The organism is Azospirillum aestuarii (assembly GCF_016632405.1).
Lineage (GTDB): Bacteria > Pseudomonadota > Alphaproteobacteria > Azospirillales > Azospirillaceae > Azospirillum > Azospirillum aestuarii.
Genome location: NZ_JAEPIV010000004.1, coordinates 126,465 through 145,868, shown reverse-complemented (window position 1 = coordinate 145,868; position 19,404 = coordinate 126,465). Strand labels below are relative to the sequence as shown.

Below are 19,404 nucleotides of genomic sequence, written 5' to 3'. Positions count from 1 at the left end.
GGCGTTCTTTCGGCTGCACGGGCGGAACGGCACGGGTGGACGAGGCAGGGACTATACGTCCACCCGGCGCGTTCGCCTATGCGATGGGCGCCTATGCGATGGGCGGGAGCCCGGCGGACTCCCGTCCCCGCGACGCAAGGGATCAGCCGACGAAGAACGGCTGCGTTCCATGCGCGGCGATGGCCTTCGACAGCCGTTCCAGCGCGTGCGCATAGGCCGCCGTGCGCATCGGGATGTCCTTGGCCGTGCCCATGTCCCAGACCCGGCGACCCTCGGTCTCCATGATCACGCGAAGGCGCTCGTGAATCTCGTCGAGGCCCCAATAGTAGCCCTGGCGGTTCTGCACCCACTCGAAGTAGGACACCGTCACGCCGCCGGCGTTCGCCAGGATGTCGGGCAGGACGATGACGCCGGCCTCGTTCAGGATGCGGTCGGCGTCCGGCGTGATCGGGCCGTTGGCGAGTTCCAGGACGACCCGTGCCTTGATGAGCCCGGCGTTGCCCTTGTGGATCTGATCCTCCAGCGCCGCGGGGACCAGGATCTCGCACGCGGTGCCCAGCAGCTCGTCGCCGGTCACCGCGCGGGCGCCGTTTTCGGTGTAGGCGGTCACCGAGCCGCCCCGCTCCTTGGCGGCCTGCACGGCCTGCGGGTCCAGCCCGTCCGCGCAGACGATGGCGCCGCGGGAATCGGACAGGCCGACGATGCGGTAGCCGTCCGCGTGCAGCAGGCGGGCGATGTGGAAGCCGGCGTTGCCGTAGCCCTGGATCACCACCCGGCGGGCCGATCCGGACAGGCGCAGATCCTCTTCCAGATGCTTGATCAGGTAGTAGCCGCCGCGCGCGGTCGCGTCGTCGCGCCCGAGCGAACCGCCGAGCGGCAGCGGCTTGCCGGTGATGACCGCCGGGCTCGGCTGGCGGACGATGGAGCTGTACTCGTCAGCCATCCACCCCATGATCATGGAGTTGGTGTAGACGTCCGGCGCCGGGATGTCGCGGTCGGGTCCGATCATGCCGGCGAAGGCCTGGACATAGGCCCGCGACAGACGCTCCAGCTCCGACTTGGACAGGCTGTGCGGATCGACCTTCACCGCGCCCTTGCCGCCGCCGTAGGGCAGGTTCATCACCGCGCACTTGAAGGTCATCCAGAAGGCCAGCGTGGTCACCTCCTCCACGTTGGAACTCGGGTGGAAGCGGATGCCGCCCTTGGTCGGGCCGCGGGTGTCGTCGTAGCGGCACCGCCACGCCGGGAAGGAGCGCCGCGATCCGTCGTCCATGCGCACGGACAGGCGGACGCTCAGGGTCTCCTTGGCGTATTTCAGTTTCTCAAGAACCTCGGAATCCACCTCAACGTGCTTGGCGGCTTCATCCAGGCGGCTCAGCGCCCCCGAAAGCAGATCGTCCATTCCTTTTCCCCATGGTTTCGGTCAGGCGCACCGAAGGTTGGCCGCATCTCCCTCCTGGAAGGTTCTGCTCACTTCCCCTAAGGCATATGACGGCCTTTTCTACTGGGGAATAACCCGGATCAAAATATCCGTATTACTACGGAAATCTCATAACATACTGCAAAACAACAATAAATTTTTTACAGACCGAACTGCGGCTTGCGCTCCGTAATCATACGGATGGCCGCGGACAATGCCCGTGGGCGAGAGTTCATCCGGGATTGAACACAGTCGCCGCGCAGTCGAGGACGCACCGATGACCGAGGGAACCGACCGGCCGCTGATCTGGATCGGACGCATGGATTACGGCCGCCTGCTGCGGGCCATGGACCGGCTGGCCGTGCAGGCCCCGGAGGTCTCGGCGTTCCTGTCGCGGGAGTTGGAGCGTGCGATCGTCCGCCCGGAAAGCGACCTCCCCCGAACGATCGTGCGCATGGGCAGCCGGGTGCTGTTCCGCCGCGACGACGGCATGCCGCCCGAATGGGGTGAACTGGTCTACCCGGACCAATCGCCCAAGGACGACCAGATCACCGTCGCCTCGCCGCTCGGGGTGGCCTTGCTCGGCCTCCGGGAAGGGGCTCACATGCCGTACAGCGACGCGGACGGCGTCACGCGGCGGCTGATGATCGAGCGCATTCTCCCGGTCTGAGCCGCCTCCCCGAGAGCGGACCCGCTTCGCTCTCCATTTGCAAATGCGAATGAATCGCATTATTGTTGGGGCATGTTCCGCTCCACGGCCCCGCTTGGCTCCGGACGGAACCGGAGACCCAACAGCCGAAACCAATCGGGGGCGGAGACGATGTGTGAGCGTTGTCGGAAGACCGTGCCATCTTGCGTGCTGGGACAGGCCAAGCGCCGGAAGCTGTGGACGATTCCCACGGAGTATCATTGCTCGATCGTGGGCACCTGCCTGTCGTCGGAGGACGTGGCGTGGCTGTGCCGGCGGTTGAAGCTGGTGCCCACGACGGACGCCCGCCCCTACGACATCCACCGCTATTTCGTGGAAAAGGCCGCGGAGGACGGGCCGGAAGCCCGGCTGATGCACAAGCGCCTGGATGAGACCTTCGCCGTCGCGGTGAAACGCTTCGCCCGCGAGACGACCGAAGAGGGCTGGATGGCGCTGTGGACCGCCGCGGTGGCTTCGGGCGACGTGGCCGCCGCCTACTGGGGCGTGCTGAGCCACGGCGCCATGCCCGACGCGGTGCGGGTGCGCGCCTTCGCCGACGTGCACATGCTCTCGCACATCATGGGTGGCGAGAACCGGCGCCAGTTGCGGGAGAACCGTGATCTGGCCCGGCGCTGCGAGGAGCTGACGGCCCGGCTGACGAAGCAGGAGCGCGCCGCCGCCGAGCGCCTCGCTGAGAAGGACGCCCGCGTCCGGGAGCTGGAAACCCAGCTCGCCACCCAGCGTGCCACACCCGTGGTTGCCGAAGCGCCCAATGCCCCGAAAGCCCCGTCCGGACGCGCACCGGGCCAGGCGCGTCTGCTGCGCACCATGGACGCCCTGCACCGCCGCGTCGCCAGCGAGCGCATGCGCGCCCGCCACGCGGAGGCCGAGGTGGAGCGGCTGCGCCGCCTGCTCGACCCACCGACCATGCAAAACCACCGCCGCGCCGCCGCCTCCAACACCGCCCCCGACACCGCCAACACCGTGGCCCCCACCGACCTCGGAGGGCGGGCCATCCTCTATGTGGGGGGTCGGACCAAGAGTCTGCCCCACCTGCGGGCGGCGGTGGAGACGCGCAACGGCTGCCTGCTGCACCATGACGGCGGATTCGAGCAAACCACCCGCTGCCTGGAAGGGCTGGTGGAACGCGCCGACGTGGTGGTCTGTCCCATCGATTGCGTCAGCCACGATGCCTGTCTGCGGGTGAAGGGTCTGTGCCGCCGCATGGGCAAACCCTTCGTTCCGATGCGGAGCGCCGGGGCAACCAGTTTCGCCCGCATCCTGCACAGCTTCGGCCATGACGGCACCGGGGAGGAAGCCGCCCATCATTGAAAGCCCGATTTGGACGTGTGGCTTCCCTCAAGAGGGTGAAGAGGGAAAGCGCTCAGGCTGTTGGATTGGACCGTTGCGCCCCGGCGGCTCTCCACCCGCGCGTTATGCCACCAAGCGCCAATGGGCCATGCGGGCGGCATTGGTGGCGATGATCTGCTGGGGCAGGGCTTCCGGAGCCCCAGTGTAGGGCAGCGTGCCCTGGACGGCGTTGGGATTGGCGAACGCCTGGAGAAAGGTGTTCTGCCGCTGATTCAGTTCACTGATCAGGTCCTGGTCGTTCCCCGCGTTCTGCAGCTGCTGTTGGAAGTACGCGTTCGCCGTCGCCAGCACGGGAAACCCGACGGCATCGTAGAAGCCCGCTGCCGCCGGCGACATCGTCGCCACCTGGATGGTGGCCGCGGTGAGCAGAACGTTCGCGGCGAAGATGTACACCACCAAAGCGCCCAACCCGGGGACGCGGCCATCGATGTTGTCCGTCTGCAGATGTTCCAGCGACGCAAGAATAAGATTCTGCTGATTGCCCTGAAGCAGACGACCGGTGGCGACGCCCCGGTAGAGCGTGCCCGCGGGGTTGCGCACGTCGATGGCGACCGTGTTCGTCGGCGTGTTCCGAACGGTGATCTCGAACGTACGCCCTTCGTCGACGTTGGTGAGCCGGTACACTCCGGCCGGATAGTTCTGCCCGACCGGGTGAAATTGCGTGAGTTCGATCCCCTGAATACCTGCCATGTCGCTTCTCCATCGTTGCCGGGCGGGTGGCGCCGACCCCGGTGCTGTCCACCGCGGCAAGTCGCTTCTGAGATCCAGACGCCGGAGGCCGCGAATTGTGAACGGTTGTCCGACGGCTCCCGGTGATGGTCCGCCCCTCCCCGGCGCGGTCAGGCGCTGCGGATGCCGTCGAGGAAGTCGTCGACCTCGCCGGTCAGCCGTTCCGCCTGCTGCGACAACGCCTGCGCCGCGCTCAGCACATGGGTCGCCGCCGCCCCGGTGTCGTTGGCCGCCTGCCGCACACCGGCGATGTTGGACGCGACCTCCTGCGTGCCGACGGCCGCCTGCTGGACGTTGCGCGTGATCTCCTGGGTGGCGGCGCCCTGCTCCTCCACCGCGGCGGCGATGGCCGTGGCGATCCCGTTCACCTCGCCGATCACGGAGCCGATGGCCTGGATCGCCGAGACGGCGTCGCGCGTGACGGTCTGCACCTGAACGATCTGGACCGCGATGTCGTCGGTCGCCTGGGCGGTCTGGCTCGCCAGCATCTTCACCTCGTGCGCCACGACGGCGAATCCCTTGCCGGCCTCGCCCGCGCGGGCGGCTTCGATGGTGGCGTTCAACGCCAGCAGGTTGGTCTGGCTGGAGATCGCCTGGATCAGCCCGACCACCTCGCCGATGCGCTGGGCGCAGCCGGCCATCAGCCGCACCGTCTCGTCCGTCCGCCGGGCGTCCGCGACGGCCTGCGTCGTGATCGCCTGCGACTGGGCGGCGCGGCTGCCGATCTCCCGAATGGACGCGGTCAGTTGTTCGGTCGCCGCCGCCACGGTCTGCACGTTCGTGGAGGCCTGTTCCGACGCGGCGGCCACGGCGAAGGACTGGTGATTGGTCTGCTGAGCCGCCGCCGACATCGAGCCGGCGGTCGCCTCCATCTCCGTCGCGGCGGACGACAAGGTGCCGACCAGCCCGCTCACCTTGGCTTCGAAGCCGCGGGTCAGCCGGTCCAGCGTGGCCACCCGCCGCTCGCGCATCTCCTGTTCGCGCGCCCGCTCCGCCTCCAGCCGCTCACGCGCGACGGCATGGTCCTGGAAGACCTCCACGGCTTGCGCCATGGCGCCGATCTCGTCGCGGCGGCCGGTGCCGGGAATGGTGAGCGCCAGATCGCCGTCGGCCAGCTGCCGCATGGCCCCGGTCATCGCCGTCAGCGGGCGGACGATCCGGCGCACCACGAGCAGCGATCCCCCCACCCCCAGAATCAGGCTGAGCGTGAAAACGGCGAGGCTGACGAGCAGATCGGAGCGTGCCTCCTCCGCGGCCCCCGCGACCGCCGCGTCGATGGCGGTGCCCACCGTGCCGGCCAGCGTGAGGATGGAATCGATGCCCACGGTCGCCCGGCTCATCCATTCGTCCGCGGTCAAGGGATACCGGCCATCCGCGCCGCCCTTCAGCACCGCCTGCCGGGTCTCGGCGAAGCCTTGGAGGTACGCGGCCTCGACCCCGTCGATGGCCCGTGCCAGATCGGGCGTGATGTCCGGCCGGCTGCGCAGGGCGCGGATGCCTTCCCACGCCTGCTCCAGCCGCCCGCGGGATTTCGCCAGGGTGTCGGCCTGTCCGGAAGCGAGCGGCCGGCGGCCGGCGACGAGAGCGCTGAACAGCGCGCGCTCGCGCCCGGCATTTTCGGCCATGTCGGCCGCGTAGCCGCGCAGCTGGACGAGCTGGAGCGTCGCCGTGCTCGGCGGCGGAGCGACCGCTTCCAGCAGCAGGCGCAGGGAGCCGATCCGCTCGATGTGCGCCGTGACCGTACCGGCGAAGCCCGACACCACGCTCGGGGACCTTTCGCCGGCGTTGCGGGCCAGAGCCTCGTCCACCCCGCGCCGGACGTCCCGGAAGGCGGTCGACGAGGCCTCGACCTCACCCAGGCGCGAAGCGTGCGGGAGCATTTCGGGCACGGCGCGCAAACCCTCCAGCGCGGCGCGCAGCGCAGCGTCGGCGGCACCGCGGCGCTGCTGCAGCCGGGCGAGCCTTTCGGCGGAAAGCGGGTCCGCACCGTTCAGCGCACCGTTGGTGGCGCCCCGCTCAAGGGCGAATTCACCGGCGGCGGCGACCAAGCCGCTGGCCACGTGGTTGACCTTCCGATAGGCCGAAGCCGCTTCGACGCCGCGAAGCGCCGCGAACGCGGCATCGCCCGCCATGAAAATTCCCAGGAGGGCGAGCCCGCCGACAATCACCGGTAGAATGACTTTGATGGATAATAATCGCACGGGATTATCCTCGAGATGGGCCAGCATTCATCGACTCAAATTCAGAATCTGATGTCGTTCCTTGACTTTTATCAAAGGACCTTCAAGCGCCGGAGCGGGGGTGTGATCTGAAGAAAACTCAGAATTCGGTAACAGGTATTGCGGATTTTCTTTTGGAAAATTTCCGATTGGCTTTTCAGAATGGAAGGCGGACAAGAGGCTAAAGTTGCGAAGCACCGCTCCGCCTTGTGCTACTATATTCGTGGAAGGAGCCGTCATGCCGTCTGAACACCCGTCACCCGAAGCCTCGCAGGTCAGCCAGAATGCCCCCGAACCCCTGTTGAAACTGGGGGATACGTCACGCCCGGCCGCCATGCCCGATGGGCTCGCCGCGGAGGTCGCGGGCTGGCGCTTCGTTCTGCGCAGCCCGGTGGCTCCCAGCTTCTACTCAAAGCCCGGGACGCCGTGGCAGGCGCCGCCGGAGGGCTGCCTGCGGGCCAGTGACCGTTGGAATCTGGACGGCGCCTTCCCCACCGATCAACCCGTGGGGAACGGCGCGCACTGGGCTGTCGCGCGGTTCGAGGGCGGCGTGTGGCGCGTGGAACGCTGTCTGCCCTCCGCCCCCCGACCGGCGGTGCGTGACCTGCTGCGCCTGCGGGTGGAACGGCTGACCGCCGCCCGCCGCTGGACGCACGGCGACCTGGAGCTTCTGCAAAGCCTGCTCGACGGCGGTACGCTGTCGGAGGCCACCCTGCTGGCCGGCGATGACGGACGGGCGCGCTCGCTGCGGTCGTTGAAGGCGTTGCATCTTGCCAGCACGGCGTCCGCCGCCGATCCGGAGCTTCCCGACGAGGCGAAGGCGATGCTCGCGGATGGGACGGAGAGCGTCGTCTGGCTCGACGCCGACGCGCGCGAGATCGCGGACGGCATCCTGTCCTGGCACGCCAAGAAGCAGGCGCGCGCCGTCGCGCGGCTGAGCCGCGGCGCCGAGGCGAAGCAGCGCGGCGACGACATGAAGGACGCGCTGACCAAGGCGGTGCAGCGGGCCTTCCCCCGCATCCCCAAGGAGGCCGCCGCCGCCGCCGCCGCCCGGCTGGCCCCCGGCGTGAGGAAGCTGGGCCGCATGCCGGCGCTGCAACCCATCGTGGACGCGGTGGCGGAGGTGCGGCTGGAACGCTGGCGCCAAGCCGTGGCGGCGGAGCCGGAGGTGGCCAAGCGTTTGGCCGCCATGGAGGCGCGCGGCGACGCGAACCGCGCGCTCAAGCGCTACCGCGACCAGCGCGCGGTCGAGCGCGCGGAGGCCGAGTTGAAGGAGTGGCGCGGCGACCTCGGCCCCGTGCTGTCCCGCCGCCTGGGTTGGTGACGGCGGAGCGGCGTCAGCGCGCGCCGGGGAACCACTCGGTGTGGCTGTCGCCGCTGCGGCCGTAATAGACGACCCGCCGGCCCAGGATGCTGACCGTCCAGCCGGCGCAGCCGGCCCGCAGCACCCGCTCGCAGAAGCCGCCGTAGCGGATCGTTCCGGCCTGGATGGCGCGGACGGCGGACTCCACGCCTTCCGCGGAAAAGTCCATGGCCGGTGGCAGGGCGGCGGGCCGGACCTCCACCCGCTCCGTCGTCCCGTCCGGGAAATAGTAGGTCGTCTCCGCCCGCACGAGATCGGTGTGGTAGCGCTCAACCCCCGCAACGGCCAGCGCCGAGACGACCTCAGGGAAAGTGATGCGCTCCTCGTCCGAAGCCCGGCTGCACTCTTGCAGGATGGCTGTGATTTTGGCGTCCAAGACTTCCCTCCGTGCTGCGCAAGCGTCGCGGTCAATCAATGGGAATGGAGCGCAGCCCCATCCGACGAAGGATACCCTTCAGCGTGTCCTCGATCCATGCCCGCTCTGCGGGGTGGAGGCGACCGAAGACGTCGAGATCAAGGCGGGACAGCCCGGAAAACTGGAGGAATTTCAAAAGTCTTTCCCGATTTGGTGATCCATCGCACGCAGCAAACAACCCAGAGATTTGTTCAGCGTGTTGACCGGACTGATTATGATGGTATTGTCTCGCTGCAGCCGGAAACAGCCCCGGCGCGAGCGCTGAAGAACAACCGGAACGCGGCGTGATCCAGGGCGCCGCGGCGCCGGATGGCCGCTGCGCTCCATTCTTCCGCATTGCCGAGGCCGCCCGTGATCCCCCTGACGCCGTTTCGTCCTTTTGCGACCGTGGGGCTTGCCGTCCTGCTCAGCGTCTCGGCCCTGTCCGCCCGTGCGGACGAGGTCTACCGGGTGCTGACCTGGAAGATGGCGCCCTATGCGATGGTGGACGAACAGGGCAAGCTGACTGGCTTCGAGGTGGAGATCGCCCGCGCGCTCTGCGATACCATGGGCATCCGCTGCGACATCACCGCCCTGCAGTTTCCGGAAGTTCTGGACCTGCTGGACCGCAACGCCGCCGATTTCGCGGTCGCGAGCATCCTGAAGACGCCGGAGCGGATGAAGAAATACCTCTTCACCGACCGCCACAAGCGGTCCAGCTCCAGCTACATCGGGCGGGCCGGCGAATGGACGCTGGGCGTGGCGCCGGATCTGGCGGGAAAGCGCGTCTCCGTCACCCGCGGTTCCAAGCAGTACGACTATCTGACCGCGAAGAATGCCGGCTGCACGGTCGTGATCTACGACGACCAGGCGGAGGCGCTGCGCGCCGTTCTGGACGGGCGTGTCGATCTGGCGCTGGCCCCGACCGCCGTCACCGTCCATCTGCTGACCAGCGCCGAGGGAGAAGCGCTGGAGGTGGTGGGCGACCCGCTGACCGAAAGCGGGCTGGGTGGCGAATCCGCCATCGCCCTGCCGCTGGGGCGCGAGGAATTGCGCGACCGCGTCAACACGGCCCTGCGCGCGATCCTCGCGGATGGGCGGTACGACGCCATCAGTTCCCGCTTCCTGCCCTTCCGGATGTACTGAGGCAGCGAGGGGGTTCCACATGCGCTTCGCCACCAGAAACGCCCTATTGGCCGTCGCGGTCCTGCTGACCGGCCTTGCGCTGCCGCAGCCGCTCCGGGCGGACGCACCGCCCCCGACCGACCGGCCGTTCCTGCGCATCGTGGTCATCGACCATTCCCCGCCTTTCAGCGATCGCGACGCCGATGGCGTCCTGGTCGGCTTCAACATCGATTTCGGCCGCGAGCTGTGCCGCTCGTTGGGCGCGGTGTGCAGCTTCGACGCGGCGCCCTTCAAGCAGATCATCGACGATGTCGCCGCGGGCCGCTACGACATCGGCTTCGGCAATGTGCTGCGCACGCCGGACCGCGAGCAGCGCCTTCTGTTCTCGATCCCTTATTGGCGATCGAGCACCAGCCTGGTCGGGCAGCGGGGCGTGCCGGAGCTTAGCCTGGAGGAGGCGATTCGCAGCCGGCGCATCGCCGCCATCCGCGGCTCGCGTCAGCACGCGGCCCTGGTCGGTCTGGCCGACGCCGACCCGGCGCTGCAGGCGAACCTGATTCCCGTCTCCACGCTCGACGACTTGTGGGACGCCATGCGCAGCGGCCAAAGCGACATGGCCATCGGCCCGACGCTGAACGTGGTGCATTTCCTGCTGTCCGACGCCGGGGACGGATTCGAAACCATCGGCACCCCGATGTCCGAGGACGGATTGGGCGGGACCGTGCACATCGTCTTTCCGCCCGGCCAGCACGCGTTGAAGGCGTCGGTGGACCGGGCTCTGACGGCCCTGCGCAACGACGGCACCTATCAGCGGATCAACCGCAGTTATTTCCCCTTCGACATTTACTGAACCGGAACCGGCCATGGCGTCCGCCCGCGACCGCAGGCATCCCCGCGTACGGCTGCAGCCGGCGATTCTCACCTGCGGCGCGATCCTGCTCGCGCTGATCGGCCTGCTCTTCCTTGGAATCGTCGGGGAGCAGGGCAAGATGGAACGGCTGGCCGCCGACAGCCAGGACCGCATGGTGCCGCTGATCCTGGAACGCCAGCGCGCCGTCGTGAATCTGGAGCGGCTGAAGCAGTCGGGGGCGATCGTCCTCTTCACGGACGATCCCCGCCGCCGCCGCGAGTCCTTGCTGGCCGCCCAGGCGCTGGCCTTCCACCCGACCTTCCAGTTCGATCCCTCCCTGAAGCGGCAGGTGACGGACGCCTACTCGGTCATCCGGCAGATCTCGTCGGCGAAAGCCCGGCGAGCGGAGGGCACGGCGGCCGGCGACGCGCCTCCGAACGCCGAGGAGGATCGCCTCGCCGAAAAATGGACGCAGACGCTGGTGGAGCTGAACACGGTCGGCGACCGGCTGCTGGTGGACGTGACCGAACTGACGGCGGGACGCCTGGGCCAGATCCAGGAGCGCACCCGTCTGGTGTCGCAAGTGATCCAGTTCGCCTTCGTCGCGGTGCTGGCGATCTTCATCGCCGCGGGGCTGCTGATCCGCCGCCATGTGGTGCGGCCCCTGCTGTTCGCCGCCGACGGTCTGCGCCGCATTGGCGAGGGCGAACGCGACATCCGGCTTCCCCGTGCCCGCACGCAGGAGTTGGACAGCATCCTGAACGCCGTCGTCCGGCTGGGCACCCAGACCGAGGAACTGCGCCTGACCCGCGACCGGGCGGAGGCGGCGTCCCAGGCGAAGGCCAGCTTCCTCGCCAACATGAGCCATGAGATCCGCACCCCGATGAACGCGGTGATCGGCCTGTCGCATCTGGCGCTGAAGACCGACCTGACGCCGCGCCAGCGCGACTACGTCCTCAAGATCAGCCAGTCCGGTCAGCATCTTCTGGGCATCATCAACGACATTCTGGATTTCTCCAAGATCGAGGCCGGGAAGCTGAGCGTCGAGCGCACCGGCTTCCACCTCGACAAGGTGCTGGGCACGCTCGCCGACCTGATCGCGGAGAAGGCCGCGGCCAAGGGGCTGGAGCTGATCTTCGACGTCGCCCAGAACGTGCCGAGCGACCTGATCGGCGATCCGCTGCGCATCGGGCAGATCCTGGTGAACTACGCCAACAACGCGGTCAAGTTCACCGAGCGCGGCGAGATCGCCATCATCGTCCGGCTGGAGGAGGAAGCCGGAAGCGATCTTCTGGTCCGCTTCGAGGTGCGCGACACCGGAATCGGCCTGAGCGACGAGCAGAAGAATCAGCTTTTCCGAAGCTTCCAGCAGGCCGACGCCTCGACCACCCGCAAGTATGGCGGAACCGGCCTGGGTCTGGCGATTTCCAAGCGGCTGGCGGAACTGATGGGCGGCTCGGTCGGGGTGGACAGCGCGCCGGGCCGCGGTTCCTGCTTCTGGTTCACCGCCCGGCTGGGCCGCGACAAGCCGCGCCGCGTGCTGCTGCCGCGGCCCGACCTGCGCGGCCTGCGCTGCCTGGTGGTGGACGACAACGAGAACGCCCGCGTCGTGCTGACCGACATGCTCTCGGCCATGTCCTTCACCGCCGAAGCCGTGGATTCCGGCCCCGCGGCCATCCAGGCGGCGCGGTTCGCGGCGCGCGAGGGCCGGCCGTTCCGCGTCGTGCTGCTCGACTGGCAGATGCCGGGCATGGACGGGTTGGAAACCTCCGCCGGCCTCGCCGCGCTGGAGTTGCCCCAGGCCCCCCACCACATCATGGTCACTTCCTATGGGCGGGAGGAGGTGCTGAAGGGCGCCGAAAGCACGGCGATCGAGGAGGTGCTGTTCAAGCCTGTCAACCCGTCGGCGCTGTTCGACGGGATCATGCGGGTCCTGGGCGCCGACGAGGAAATCACGGACGCCCTTCCGGCGACCGTCGCCGCCGACCTGTCGCGCCTGCACGGCGCCCGCATCCTGCTGGCCGAGGACAACGACCTGAACCAGCAGGTGGCCTGCGAACTGCTGGGCGACGCCGGGCTGGTGGTGGAGGTCGCGGAGAACGGCGCCATCGCCGTGGACATGGTGCAGGCGGCCCACTACGACCTCGTGCTGATGGACATGCAGATGCCCGTCATGGACGGCGTCGCCGCGACCCTGGAAATCCGCCGTCTGGGATTCGCCGACCTGCCCATCGTCGCGATGACCGCCAACGCCATGCAGTCCGACCGCGAGCGTTGCCTGGACGCCGGCATGAACGACTATCTGGCCAAGCCCATCGACCCGGATGCGCTGTGGGCCACCCTGCTGACCTGGATCGCGGCCCGCCCGGGACTGGGCGCCGAGGCCACCGCATCCCGCCCGGCTCCGGTCGTGGAGGATGTGGGCGACCTGCCGGCCGGTGTTCCAGGGTTGGACACCGCCACCGGACTGTCGCGGGTGCTGGGCAAGAAGCGTCTCTACCTCGACCTGCTGCGCAAGTTCGCCGCCGGACAGCGCGGTGTGGCGACCGCCATCCGCGAGGCGCTGGACGAGGGCGACCTCGCCACGGCGGAGCGACACGCCCACACGCTGAAGGGAACCGCCGGCAACATCGGCGCCCATCCCGTCCAGGACGCCGCCACCGATCTGGAGACCGTCATCCGCGACGCCCGGCCACGCGCGGAGATCGACGCGCGGCTGGCCGCGTTGGAACCGCCACTGGGCGCCCTGCTCGCCCATCTCGAGGCGGCGTTGCCCCCGACGGGCGCCGCCGCTGCGTCCACCGACCGGCCCGCCGCGGTGGATGCCGACGCGCTTCTCGCCGTGTGCGGCCAACTTCGCCAGCTTCTGCTCGACAGCGACCCCGACGCCGAGGAGGCGCTGGCCGCGAACGCCGACCTTCTGCGCGCCGCCTTCCCCGACCGGTTCGAGGCCATCGCCGGCCAGATCCGAAATTTCGACTTCGACGAGGCCGCCTCCGCCCTGGACGCGGCCCTGACCGACCGCGGCATGACCGCCCAAGCCTGAACCGACGCCGGCCCTGCCGCCTCCCCCAAATCGGACTGATTCCATGGACATCGCATCGCCCGCACCGGCTCCCGCTGCGCCGAAGCCCACGATCCTCATCGTGGACGACACGCCGGACAACCTGAAGCTGCTGAGCGGTCTGCTGAAGGAAAGCTACAAGGTGAAGGTCGCCAACAATGGGCGCAAGGCGTTGGAGATCGCCGCGGCGATCCCGGCGCCCGACCTGATCCTGCTGGACGTGGTGATGCCGGAGATGGATGGCTATGAGGTCTGCGCCACCCTGAAGGAGGCGCCGGGGACCCGGAACATCCCGGTGATCTTCCTGACCGGCCGGGCCGACGAGGCCGACCGGGAGCGTGGCCTCGCCATGGGGGCGGTGGATTACATCGCCAAGCCGGTCGATCCTCCGGCGGTGCTGCAGCGGGTTGCCGCGCTCATTCCGGCGTCCTGATCGCGCTCATCCGCGCGAGCCGCGCCCTGGCGAGCCGGCCTCACGCCGACGCTTCGACCAGGGCGGAGACGCGCCGCGGCATGCGGACGACGAAGCTGGCGCCGCCACCGGACAGGCTTTCCACCTCGATGGTCCCCTGAAGAACCTGATGGACGAGGTTGTAGGCGATGTAGAGCCCCAGCCCGGGAAACTCGATGCCCCGGCGGGTGGTGAAGAAGGGATCGAAGAGCTTGGGCAGATGCTCCGGATCGATCCCCTTGCCATCGTCGGACAGGCGAAGTTCCACCCAATCCTCCTCCCGCGGCATGACCGACAGGGTCACGCGCCCGCTCTGCCCCGGCCGGAAGGCGTGGGCCACGGCGTTGCGGATCAGGATGGACAGCACCTCCGACAGCGGGCCGGGATGGCTGTCGATGGTCAGGCCGGCGGGGCAGGACACGGTAAGGCTGTGCCCGGCCTCGCGCAGATGCGGGTCCAGCCCGAACAGCGCGTCGGACAGATAGTCCTTGAGGTCGAACACCCGCCGCTCCGATCCGGCGCGGTCCACCACCACCTGCTTGAAGCTCTGGATCAGGTTCGCGGTGCGCACGATGTTGGTGGTGACCAGCAACGTTCCTTCCCGCGCGTTCTCCAGGAAGCGGGCAAGGTCGGACTTGCGGATCGCCCCGCTCTGGAATTGCGAGGCCAGCGAGTCGACCAGCCCGGAGAGATGGGACACCGCAGTCAGAGCCACGCCGATCGGCGTGTTGATCTCGTGCGCGACGCCGGACACCAGAAGCCCCAGCGCCGCCATCTTCTCCGTCTGGATCAGGTGCTGCTGCGTCTCCTCCAGCCGGCTGTGGGCGGCGCGCACCTCCTCGACGGTGGCCCGCAACGAATCGGCGGTGGCCTTCAACGACAGGTGGTTCTTCACCCGCGCCAGGACGATGGGGGGGCTGATCGGCTTGCTGATGTAATCGACGGCGCCCAGGTCCAGCCCGAACTTCTCGTCCTCGACGGAGGTGCGGGCGGTGAGGAAGATCACCGGAACGTCGCGGGTCCGCGGATCGGCCTTCAGGCGGCGGCACACCTCGTATCCGTCCATGCTCGGCATCATGACGTCGAGCAGGATCAGATCCGGCGGCTGGTCGGAAAAAGCGATGCGAAGCGCGGCATCGCCGTTGTTCACGGTCTTGACCGCGTAGATGGATTTCAGGTGGCTGCTCAGCAGCGACAGGTTGTCGGCGGTGTCATCCACAATGAGAATCGTCGCCTTCGTCGGTGCTCCCATTTCCGCCCCTTCCTCTTGCGGCGGAAAGGGACGATCCGGCACTGCCCCCGATCAGGGGCGCCGGCCACAACCAGCGCGTCACCGGTCTGCAGAAACACCCTTGTCCGCCCAAAGGGACATTACAACGCGATTTTTTATCGTCAAAGACAATTTATCGGCGGCATTCGCTCCAACAAAACTCTTTTCGACTCATTTTCTGTCAGAAAAACAACTGCATTTTACGCATCGCCAGAAAATACCAAACGCCCCGAAAATGCCAAACGTCATGTCACCCCAGGGGAACCGGTCGAAGCTCAAAGGCGTTTCCGTGTCCGCGAGCCACGGCCGGGGCGCGAAAAAGTGGTAGTCCGCCCCCACCCGTCAAACTGTCACAGACCACCCGTATAGTCCGTCCAACTTTGGAAACGCCTCGTGAATCCAGCCATGCCGATGCAGACACACGCCCGTATGCCCCAATCCCTTCCCACGCCCAAGCTGCATTGCGCCTGCTGCGGGCGGCCGTTCACCCGCCCCTCCGGGCGCGGCCCCGCCCCGCTCTACTGCTCGGCCGACTGCCGGACGCAGATCCGCATCCGCCAGCGGGTGTGGTCGAGCCGGCCCGGCTACGCCGCGAGCGGCCCGACAAACCACCGGACGGCCAACCACCGGGACACCCGGTTCGAGACGGCGTGCGCATCATGATGAAGCTGGTGATCCACGACCGCCACTCCGCCGCCGGGCTGATCCTGCCGGATGTCGGCCATATGCGCGACGTCGTGCGCGCCCTGCGCGGGCTGGAGACGGTGGACAGCGCGTCGGTGCTTCTGGAGGCCTTCGCCCGGCGCTGCCTGGAGGCCGGCGTGGCCTTCGATTCGACGGACCCGCTGACCGCCTGCTCCTTCTGCACCCATCTGGTGGAGGTGGAGGTCCATGCGGAGGACGGGGCGGCCCCCGTCCAGTTCGTCCGGCTGTACGACCGCGACGCCGACGGCATCCTCTGCCGCCGCCATCACGGCACTCTGCACGCTGTGGCCCGGCAGCTGCGGTGCGAGGACGGCGTGCCCTTCCCCACCCTGCCGGCCATCGCCGCCAAGACGGCGGCTTTCACCGCCGCGATCCCGCCGCGCCCGCTCTGACCGGACGGACGCGAACGGAACCACCAATCGTTACGGCATGTGCCCGTTACGGCATGTACTGGCCGCCGTTGACGTCGAGAACCTGCCCGGTGATGTAGCCGCTGCAAGCGTGCGACGCGAAGAACAGGAAGGTCGGGGCGCATTCCTCCGGACGGCCGAAGCGGCCCATCGGGAAGCCGGAGCCGATGCGGGCCTTGGTGTCCTCGTCCTTGTCGGCGTGGAAGGCCGTGTCGAAGGTGCCCGGCGACACCATGTTGAAGCGGATGCCGTCCTTGGTGTGGAAGGCCACCCAGTTCTTCTGGATGTTGTGCAGCCACGCCTTGGCCGCGCCGTACAGGCCGGCACCCGGACCGCCGCCGGTGTAGCCGGCGACCGAACCGACCGAGATCACCGAAGAGGTGGTGCCGTTCTGAGCCGCCGCGGCCTTCAGGTGCGGCAGGGCGTGCTTGGTCACCATCAGGGCGGAGCGGGAGTTCAGGTCGGTCACCGCGTCGAAGAATTCGTCGTCGATCTCCGGCAGCGGCTTGCGCGCGACCAGACCGCCCGCGTTGTTGATGAGCACGTCGATGCCGCCGAAGCGCTCCACGAAGGCCTCGACGAGCGTGCCGCACGCCGCGCTGTCCGACACGTCCGCCTGGAGGAAGACGACCTCGCCGCCCAGCCCGTTCAGACGGGCCAGCGTGGCCTCCAGGTCCGCCGGGATGCGGCGGCCGTTCATGGCGACCTTGGCGCCGGCGCGGGCGAACGCCTCCACCGCCGCCAGGCCGATGCCCTGCGTGGAGCCGGTGATGAGAACGCGCTTGCCCTTCAGATCGTCAAACATTCCTTGCCTCTCGTGTCTTGGTGTCGTTTCGGCCCGGCTCAATCGGCCAGGCGGGGTTCCGGCAGGCCCTGGGCGCCGGGGTCGAACATCAGGACGCGCCCGCCATGCGGGTCCTCGGCGAGGTCCGCCGGCCCGCGGCAGAGCGAGGTGACCAGCATCGTCCGCAGGTCCGGCCCGCCGAAGGCGCACATGGTCGGCTTGCGCATCGGCACCTCGATGCGGCGGTCGAGGTCACCGTTCGGGGTGAAGCGCTTGATGCAGCCCTCGTCCAGGCAGCAGATCCAATAGCAGCCGTCGACGTCCACCGCGGCGCCGTCGGGACGCCCGACCATCGACCGCATATCGACGAAGGGGCGGCGGTTGCCGGCGGTGCCGGTGTCCGTGTCATAATCCCAGGCCCAGACCATCCGCACGTCGCGGTGGCTGTCGGACGCATAGAGCGTGCGCCCGTCCGGGCTGAAGGCCGAGCCGTTGGGGATGATGTAGCCGCCGGTCCCCGTTTCGGTCAGCCCGTCGGCCCGCGTGAAGCGGTGCCACAGGCCGGAGGAGTCGCCCTTGCCGATGTCCATGACCATGCTGGACAGCCAGAACCGCCCCTGCCGGTCGCAGCGCCCGTCGTTGAAGCGCATGCCCTCCTTGGGGAAGCGGTGGGTGGCGAGGGTGGTGACCACCGCCTCTCCGCCCTCTCCCGGCAGATCCACATCGAAGACACCGGTTTCGCAGGCGCAGACCGCGCCGCCGTCCGGACGCAGGACGAGGCTGCCGATCATCTCCGGCAGGGTCCAGCGGCGGTGGGCGCCGCTGGAGGGGTCGAGCCGATGGATGGTCCGCGCCGGGATGTCGATCCAGGTCCACGAGCCCCGCTCGGCGTCCCAGACCGGGTTCTCGCCGGTGCCGTTGCGCAGCTCGGGATCGAAGACGGCCTCCAGGCCGATTTCGGTTACGGTCGTCATTCCGGCGTCCCCATGCGGCTGGTTCCGGCGGCCGGGTTGATCGTCGACGGACCGCCCGCCGACCGTTGTGCCCACAGGCGCCGCAGCAGCGGCAGCAACAGCGTCACGATCGCGATGCTCAGAAGGGCCGCGGTGATCGGGCGGGTGTAGAGGAAGTCGTAGCTGCCGTTGGACAGCGACAGCGCGCGGCGGAAGTTCGCCTCCGCCATCGGCCCCATGATGAGGGCGAGCACGACGGGCGAGGCCGGGAAGTCCCACTTCTGCATGAAGTAGCCGACGACGCCGGCGGCCAGCATGATCCAGATGTCGAACATGCTGTTGTTGATGGCGTAGGTGCCGACGATGCACAGCGCCAGGATGCACGGCGTCAGAACCGACTTCGGCATCTGCAGGATGCGCCCCATGAAGCGCAGCGAGCCGAGGCCGACCACCAGCATGAAGACGTAGCAGACCAGCATGCCGGCGAACAGCGTGAAGACCAGATCGGCGTGGTCCTTGAACAGCAGCGGGCCGGGCTGGAGCCCCTGGAGCGTCAGCGCGCCCAGCATCACCGCGGTCACCGCGTCGCCGGGGATGCCCAGCGTCAGCATGGTCAGCAGCGCGCCGCCCGTGCAGCCGTTGGCGCCGGATTCGCAGGCGGCGACGGCGCCCAGTTCGCCCTTGCCGTAGTTCTCCGGCGTCTTGCTGAAGCGCTTGGCCTCGTTGTAGGCGACAAAGGCGGCGATGTCGGCGCCGGCGCCGGGGATCATGCCGATGACGATGCCGAGGCCCGAGGAGCGCGCGATGTTGCCCAACTGGCGGCGGAAGATGTGCCAGGGCGGAATGATGCGGTCCAGCGCCGCGGCCATGCCGGCGCGGACCTGCGGGTCCTCCAGCGACTTGAAGGCTTCGGCGGCGGCGAACAGGCCGATCATCACCGGGATGAAGGGCACGTTGAACAGCTCGGTGTAGCCGCCGGTGTAGCGCGGGAAGCCGCCCATCGGGTCGAGCCCGACGGTCGCCAGCAGCAGGCCGAGGAAGCCGGAGATCAGGCCCTTGATGACCGACACGCCGGAGATGCTGGCGATGATCGACAGGCCGAAGACAGCGAGCGCGAAGGACTCCGACGCGCTGAACTCCAGGGCGAAGCGGGCCAGCACCGGGGCCAGGAAGATCAGCACGAAGACGCTGGCCGTGCCGCCCAGGAAGGACGAGAAGGTGGCGGTGCCGAGCGCGATGCCGGCCTGCCCCTTCTTGGTCAGCTCGTAGCCGTCGATGGCGGTGGCGGCGGCGGCGGGAGTGCCGGGGATCTTCAGCAGGATGGCCGTGACCGACCCGCCGTAGATGCCGCCGAAGAAGACGCCGGAAATCATCAGCAGACCCGACAGCGGGTCCATGCCGAAGGTGAAGGGCAGCAGAATGGCCACGCCCATCGTCGCCGTCAGGCCCGGCAGCGCGCCGATGATGATGCCCAGCGTCACGCCGAACAGGGCGAGCAGCAGCGCCATGGGCTGGTTGAGCAGCGCCTGCGCGCCGTGAAGAAGCATGTCGAGTTCGTACATCTCACCCCTCCGTCAGCGGAGCGTTGCGGCCGGTCGGATCGGTTCG

The 19,404-nt window shown here is 68.4% G+C and carries 17 protein-coding genes; 9 read left to right on the top strand and 8 right to left on the bottom strand.

The window, feature by feature from the left end; genetic code table 11:
• Nucleotides 1–142 precede the first annotated feature (142 nt).
• Nucleotides 143–1,402 (bottom strand): Glu/Leu/Phe/Val family dehydrogenase, encoded by a 1,260-nt coding sequence (locus JJL56_RS11780; protein ID WP_200485220.1) that lies wholly within the window; start codon nt 1,400–1,402, stop codon nt 143–145.
• Nucleotides 1,403–1,697: 295 nt separating this feature from the next.
• On the opposite strand from JJL56_RS11780, the gene JJL56_RS11775 reads away from it, so the two are divergent.
• Nucleotides 1,698–2,090: a GreA/GreB family elongation factor gene (locus JJL56_RS11775; RefSeq protein ID WP_200485219.1), complete on the top strand. Its 393-nt coding sequence runs from the start codon at nt 1,698–1,700 to the stop codon at nt 2,088–2,090.
• Between the two features lie 174 nt (nt 2,091–2,264).
• Nucleotides 2,265–3,440 carry a DUF2325 domain-containing protein gene (locus JJL56_RS33915; protein WP_345772566.1) on the top strand — a complete coding sequence of 392 codons (1,176 nt, stop codon included), beginning with the start codon at nt 2,265–2,267 and terminating at the stop codon, nt 3,438–3,440.
• Between the two features lie 102 nt (nt 3,441–3,542).
• Here JJL56_RS33915 and JJL56_RS11765 read toward each other — a convergent pair whose 3' ends face one another.
• Nucleotides 3,543–4,169 (bottom strand): hypothetical protein, encoded by a 627-nt coding sequence (locus JJL56_RS11765; RefSeq protein WP_145624461.1) that lies wholly within the window; start codon nt 4,167–4,169, stop codon nt 3,543–3,545.
• A 149-nt stretch (nt 4,170–4,318) separates the two neighbouring features.
• Nucleotides 4,319–6,340 (bottom strand): methyl-accepting chemotaxis protein, encoded by a 2,022-nt coding sequence (locus JJL56_RS11760; RefSeq protein WP_200485218.1) that lies wholly within the window; start codon nt 6,338–6,340, stop codon nt 4,319–4,321.
• 325 nt (nt 6,341–6,665) lie between these two features.
• Between JJL56_RS11760 and JJL56_RS11755 the strand changes: the two genes are divergently transcribed.
• Nucleotides 6,666–7,751 (top strand): hypothetical protein, encoded by a 1,086-nt coding sequence (locus JJL56_RS11755; RefSeq protein WP_247891037.1) that lies wholly within the window; start codon nt 6,666–6,668, stop codon nt 7,749–7,751.
• Nucleotides 7,752–7,764: 13 nt separating this feature from the next.
• On the opposite strand, the gene JJL56_RS11750 is transcribed toward JJL56_RS11755, so the two are convergent.
• On the bottom strand, nt 7,765–8,166 hold the full coding sequence (locus tag JJL56_RS11750) for a DUF1398 domain-containing protein (protein ID WP_200485217.1): 402 nt from the start codon (nt 8,164–8,166) through the stop codon (nt 7,765–7,767).
• 390 nt (nt 8,167–8,556) lie between these two features.
• Between JJL56_RS11750 and JJL56_RS11745 the strand changes: the two genes are divergently transcribed.
• The 4 genes from JJL56_RS11745 to JJL56_RS11730 are packed head-to-tail and all read left to right on the top strand — an operon-like array spanning nt 8,557 to nt 13,656.
• Complete coding sequence (locus JJL56_RS11745; RefSeq protein WP_200485216.1) at nt 8,557–9,330, top strand: transporter substrate-binding domain-containing protein; 774 nt, start codon at nt 8,557–8,559, stop codon at nt 9,328–9,330.
• 19 nt (nt 9,331–9,349) lie between these two features.
• A complete protein-coding gene (locus JJL56_RS11740) occupies nt 9,350–10,159 on the top strand; it encodes a substrate-binding periplasmic protein (protein ID WP_200485215.1) in 810 nt (269 codons plus the stop codon).
• Between the two features lie 13 nt (nt 10,160–10,172).
• The gene (locus JJL56_RS11735) at nt 10,173–13,205 is read left to right on the top strand and encodes a response regulator (RefSeq protein ID WP_200485214.1); all 3,033 of its coding nucleotides are present in this window, start codon (nt 10,173–10,175) and stop codon (nt 13,203–13,205) included.
• A gap of 43 nt (nt 13,206–13,248) precedes the next feature.
• A complete protein-coding gene (locus JJL56_RS11730; RefSeq protein ID WP_145624473.1) occupies nt 13,249–13,656 on the top strand; it encodes a response regulator in 408 nt (135 codons plus the stop codon).
• A gap of 40 nt (nt 13,657–13,696) precedes the next feature.
• Here the strand turns inward: JJL56_RS11730 and JJL56_RS11725 are convergent, their stop codons facing one another.
• Nucleotides 13,697–14,926 (bottom strand): sensor histidine kinase, encoded by a 1,230-nt coding sequence (locus JJL56_RS11725; protein ID WP_200485213.1) that lies wholly within the window; start codon nt 14,924–14,926, stop codon nt 13,697–13,699.
• A gap of 423 nt (nt 14,927–15,349) precedes the next feature.
• On the opposite strand from JJL56_RS11725, the gene JJL56_RS11720 reads away from it, so the two are divergent.
• On the top strand, nt 15,350–15,607 hold the full coding sequence (locus JJL56_RS11720; RefSeq protein ID WP_247890532.1) for a hypothetical protein: 258 nt from the start codon (nt 15,350–15,352) through the stop codon (nt 15,605–15,607).
• Entirely contained in the window at nt 15,604–16,041 is a 438-nt protein-coding gene (locus JJL56_RS11715; RefSeq protein ID WP_145624477.1) for a hypothetical protein, read from the top strand. The genes JJL56_RS11720 and JJL56_RS11715 overlap by 4 nt, the downstream gene beginning before the upstream one ends.
• Nucleotides 16,042–16,087: 46 nt before the next feature.
• On the opposite strand, the gene JJL56_RS11710 is transcribed toward JJL56_RS11715, so the two are convergent.
• The 3 genes from JJL56_RS11710 to JJL56_RS11700 are packed head-to-tail and all read right to left on the bottom strand — an operon-like array spanning nt 16,088 to nt 19,358.
• On the bottom strand, nt 16,088–16,864 hold the full coding sequence (locus tag JJL56_RS11710) for an SDR family NAD(P)-dependent oxidoreductase (RefSeq protein WP_200485212.1): 777 nt from the start codon (nt 16,862–16,864) through the stop codon (nt 16,088–16,090).
• A 38-nt stretch (nt 16,865–16,902) separates the two neighbouring features.
• Complete coding sequence (locus JJL56_RS11705; protein ID WP_200485211.1) at nt 16,903–17,817, bottom strand: SMP-30/gluconolactonase/LRE family protein; 915 nt, start codon at nt 17,815–17,817, stop codon at nt 16,903–16,905.
• Entirely contained in the window at nt 17,814–19,358 is a 1,545-nt protein-coding gene (locus JJL56_RS11700) for a tripartite tricarboxylate transporter permease (RefSeq protein WP_145624484.1), read from the bottom strand. Before JJL56_RS11700 ends, JJL56_RS11705 begins: the two co-directional genes overlap by 4 nt.
• Between the last annotated feature and the right edge of the window lie 46 nt (nt 19,359–19,404).

Bases quoted from the DNA above. Each gene is read 5' to 3' on its own strand.
- JJL56_RS11780 (WP_200485220.1), bottom strand. From the start codon at position 1,402: ATGGACGATCTGCTTTCGGGGGCGCTGAGCCGCCTGGATGAAGCCGCC.
- JJL56_RS11775 (WP_200485219.1), top strand. From the start codon at position 1,698: ATGACCGAGGGAACCGACCGGCCGCTGATCTGGATCGGACGCATGGAT.
- JJL56_RS11765 (WP_145624461.1), bottom strand. From the start codon at position 4,169: ATGGCAGGTATTCAGGGGATCGAACTCACGCAATTTCACCCGGTCGGG.
- JJL56_RS11760 (WP_200485218.1), bottom strand. From the start codon at position 6,340: ATGGCGGGCGATGCCGCGTTCGCGGCGCTTCGCGGCGTCGAAGCGGCT.
- JJL56_RS11755 (WP_247891037.1), top strand. From the start codon at position 6,666: ATGCCGTCTGAACACCCGTCACCCGAAGCCTCGCAGGTCAGCCAGAAT.
- JJL56_RS11740 (WP_200485215.1), top strand. From the start codon at position 9,350: ATGCGCTTCGCCACCAGAAACGCCCTATTGGCCGTCGCGGTCCTGCTG.
- JJL56_RS11735 (WP_200485214.1), top strand. From the start codon at position 10,173: ATGGCGTCCGCCCGCGACCGCAGGCATCCCCGCGTACGGCTGCAGCCG.
- JJL56_RS11730 (WP_145624473.1), top strand. From the start codon at position 13,249: ATGGACATCGCATCGCCCGCACCGGCTCCCGCTGCGCCGAAGCCCACG.
- JJL56_RS11725 (WP_200485213.1), bottom strand. From the start codon at position 14,926: ATGGGAGCACCGACGAAGGCGACGATTCTCATTGTGGATGACACCGCC.
- JJL56_RS11720 (WP_247890532.1), top strand. From the start codon at position 15,350: ATGCCGATGCAGACACACGCCCGTATGCCCCAATCCCTTCCCACGCCC.
- JJL56_RS11715 (WP_145624477.1), top strand. From the start codon at position 15,604: ATGATGAAGCTGGTGATCCACGACCGCCACTCCGCCGCCGGGCTGATC.
- JJL56_RS11710 (WP_200485212.1), bottom strand. From the start codon at position 16,864: ATGTTTGACGATCTGAAGGGCAAGCGCGTTCTCATCACCGGCTCCACG.
- JJL56_RS11705 (WP_200485211.1), bottom strand. From the start codon at position 17,817: ATGACGACCGTAACCGAAATCGGCCTGGAGGCCGTCTTCGATCCCGAG.
- JJL56_RS11700 (WP_145624484.1), bottom strand. From the start codon at position 19,358: ATGTACGAACTCGACATGCTTCTTCACGGCGCGCAGGCGCTGCTCAAC.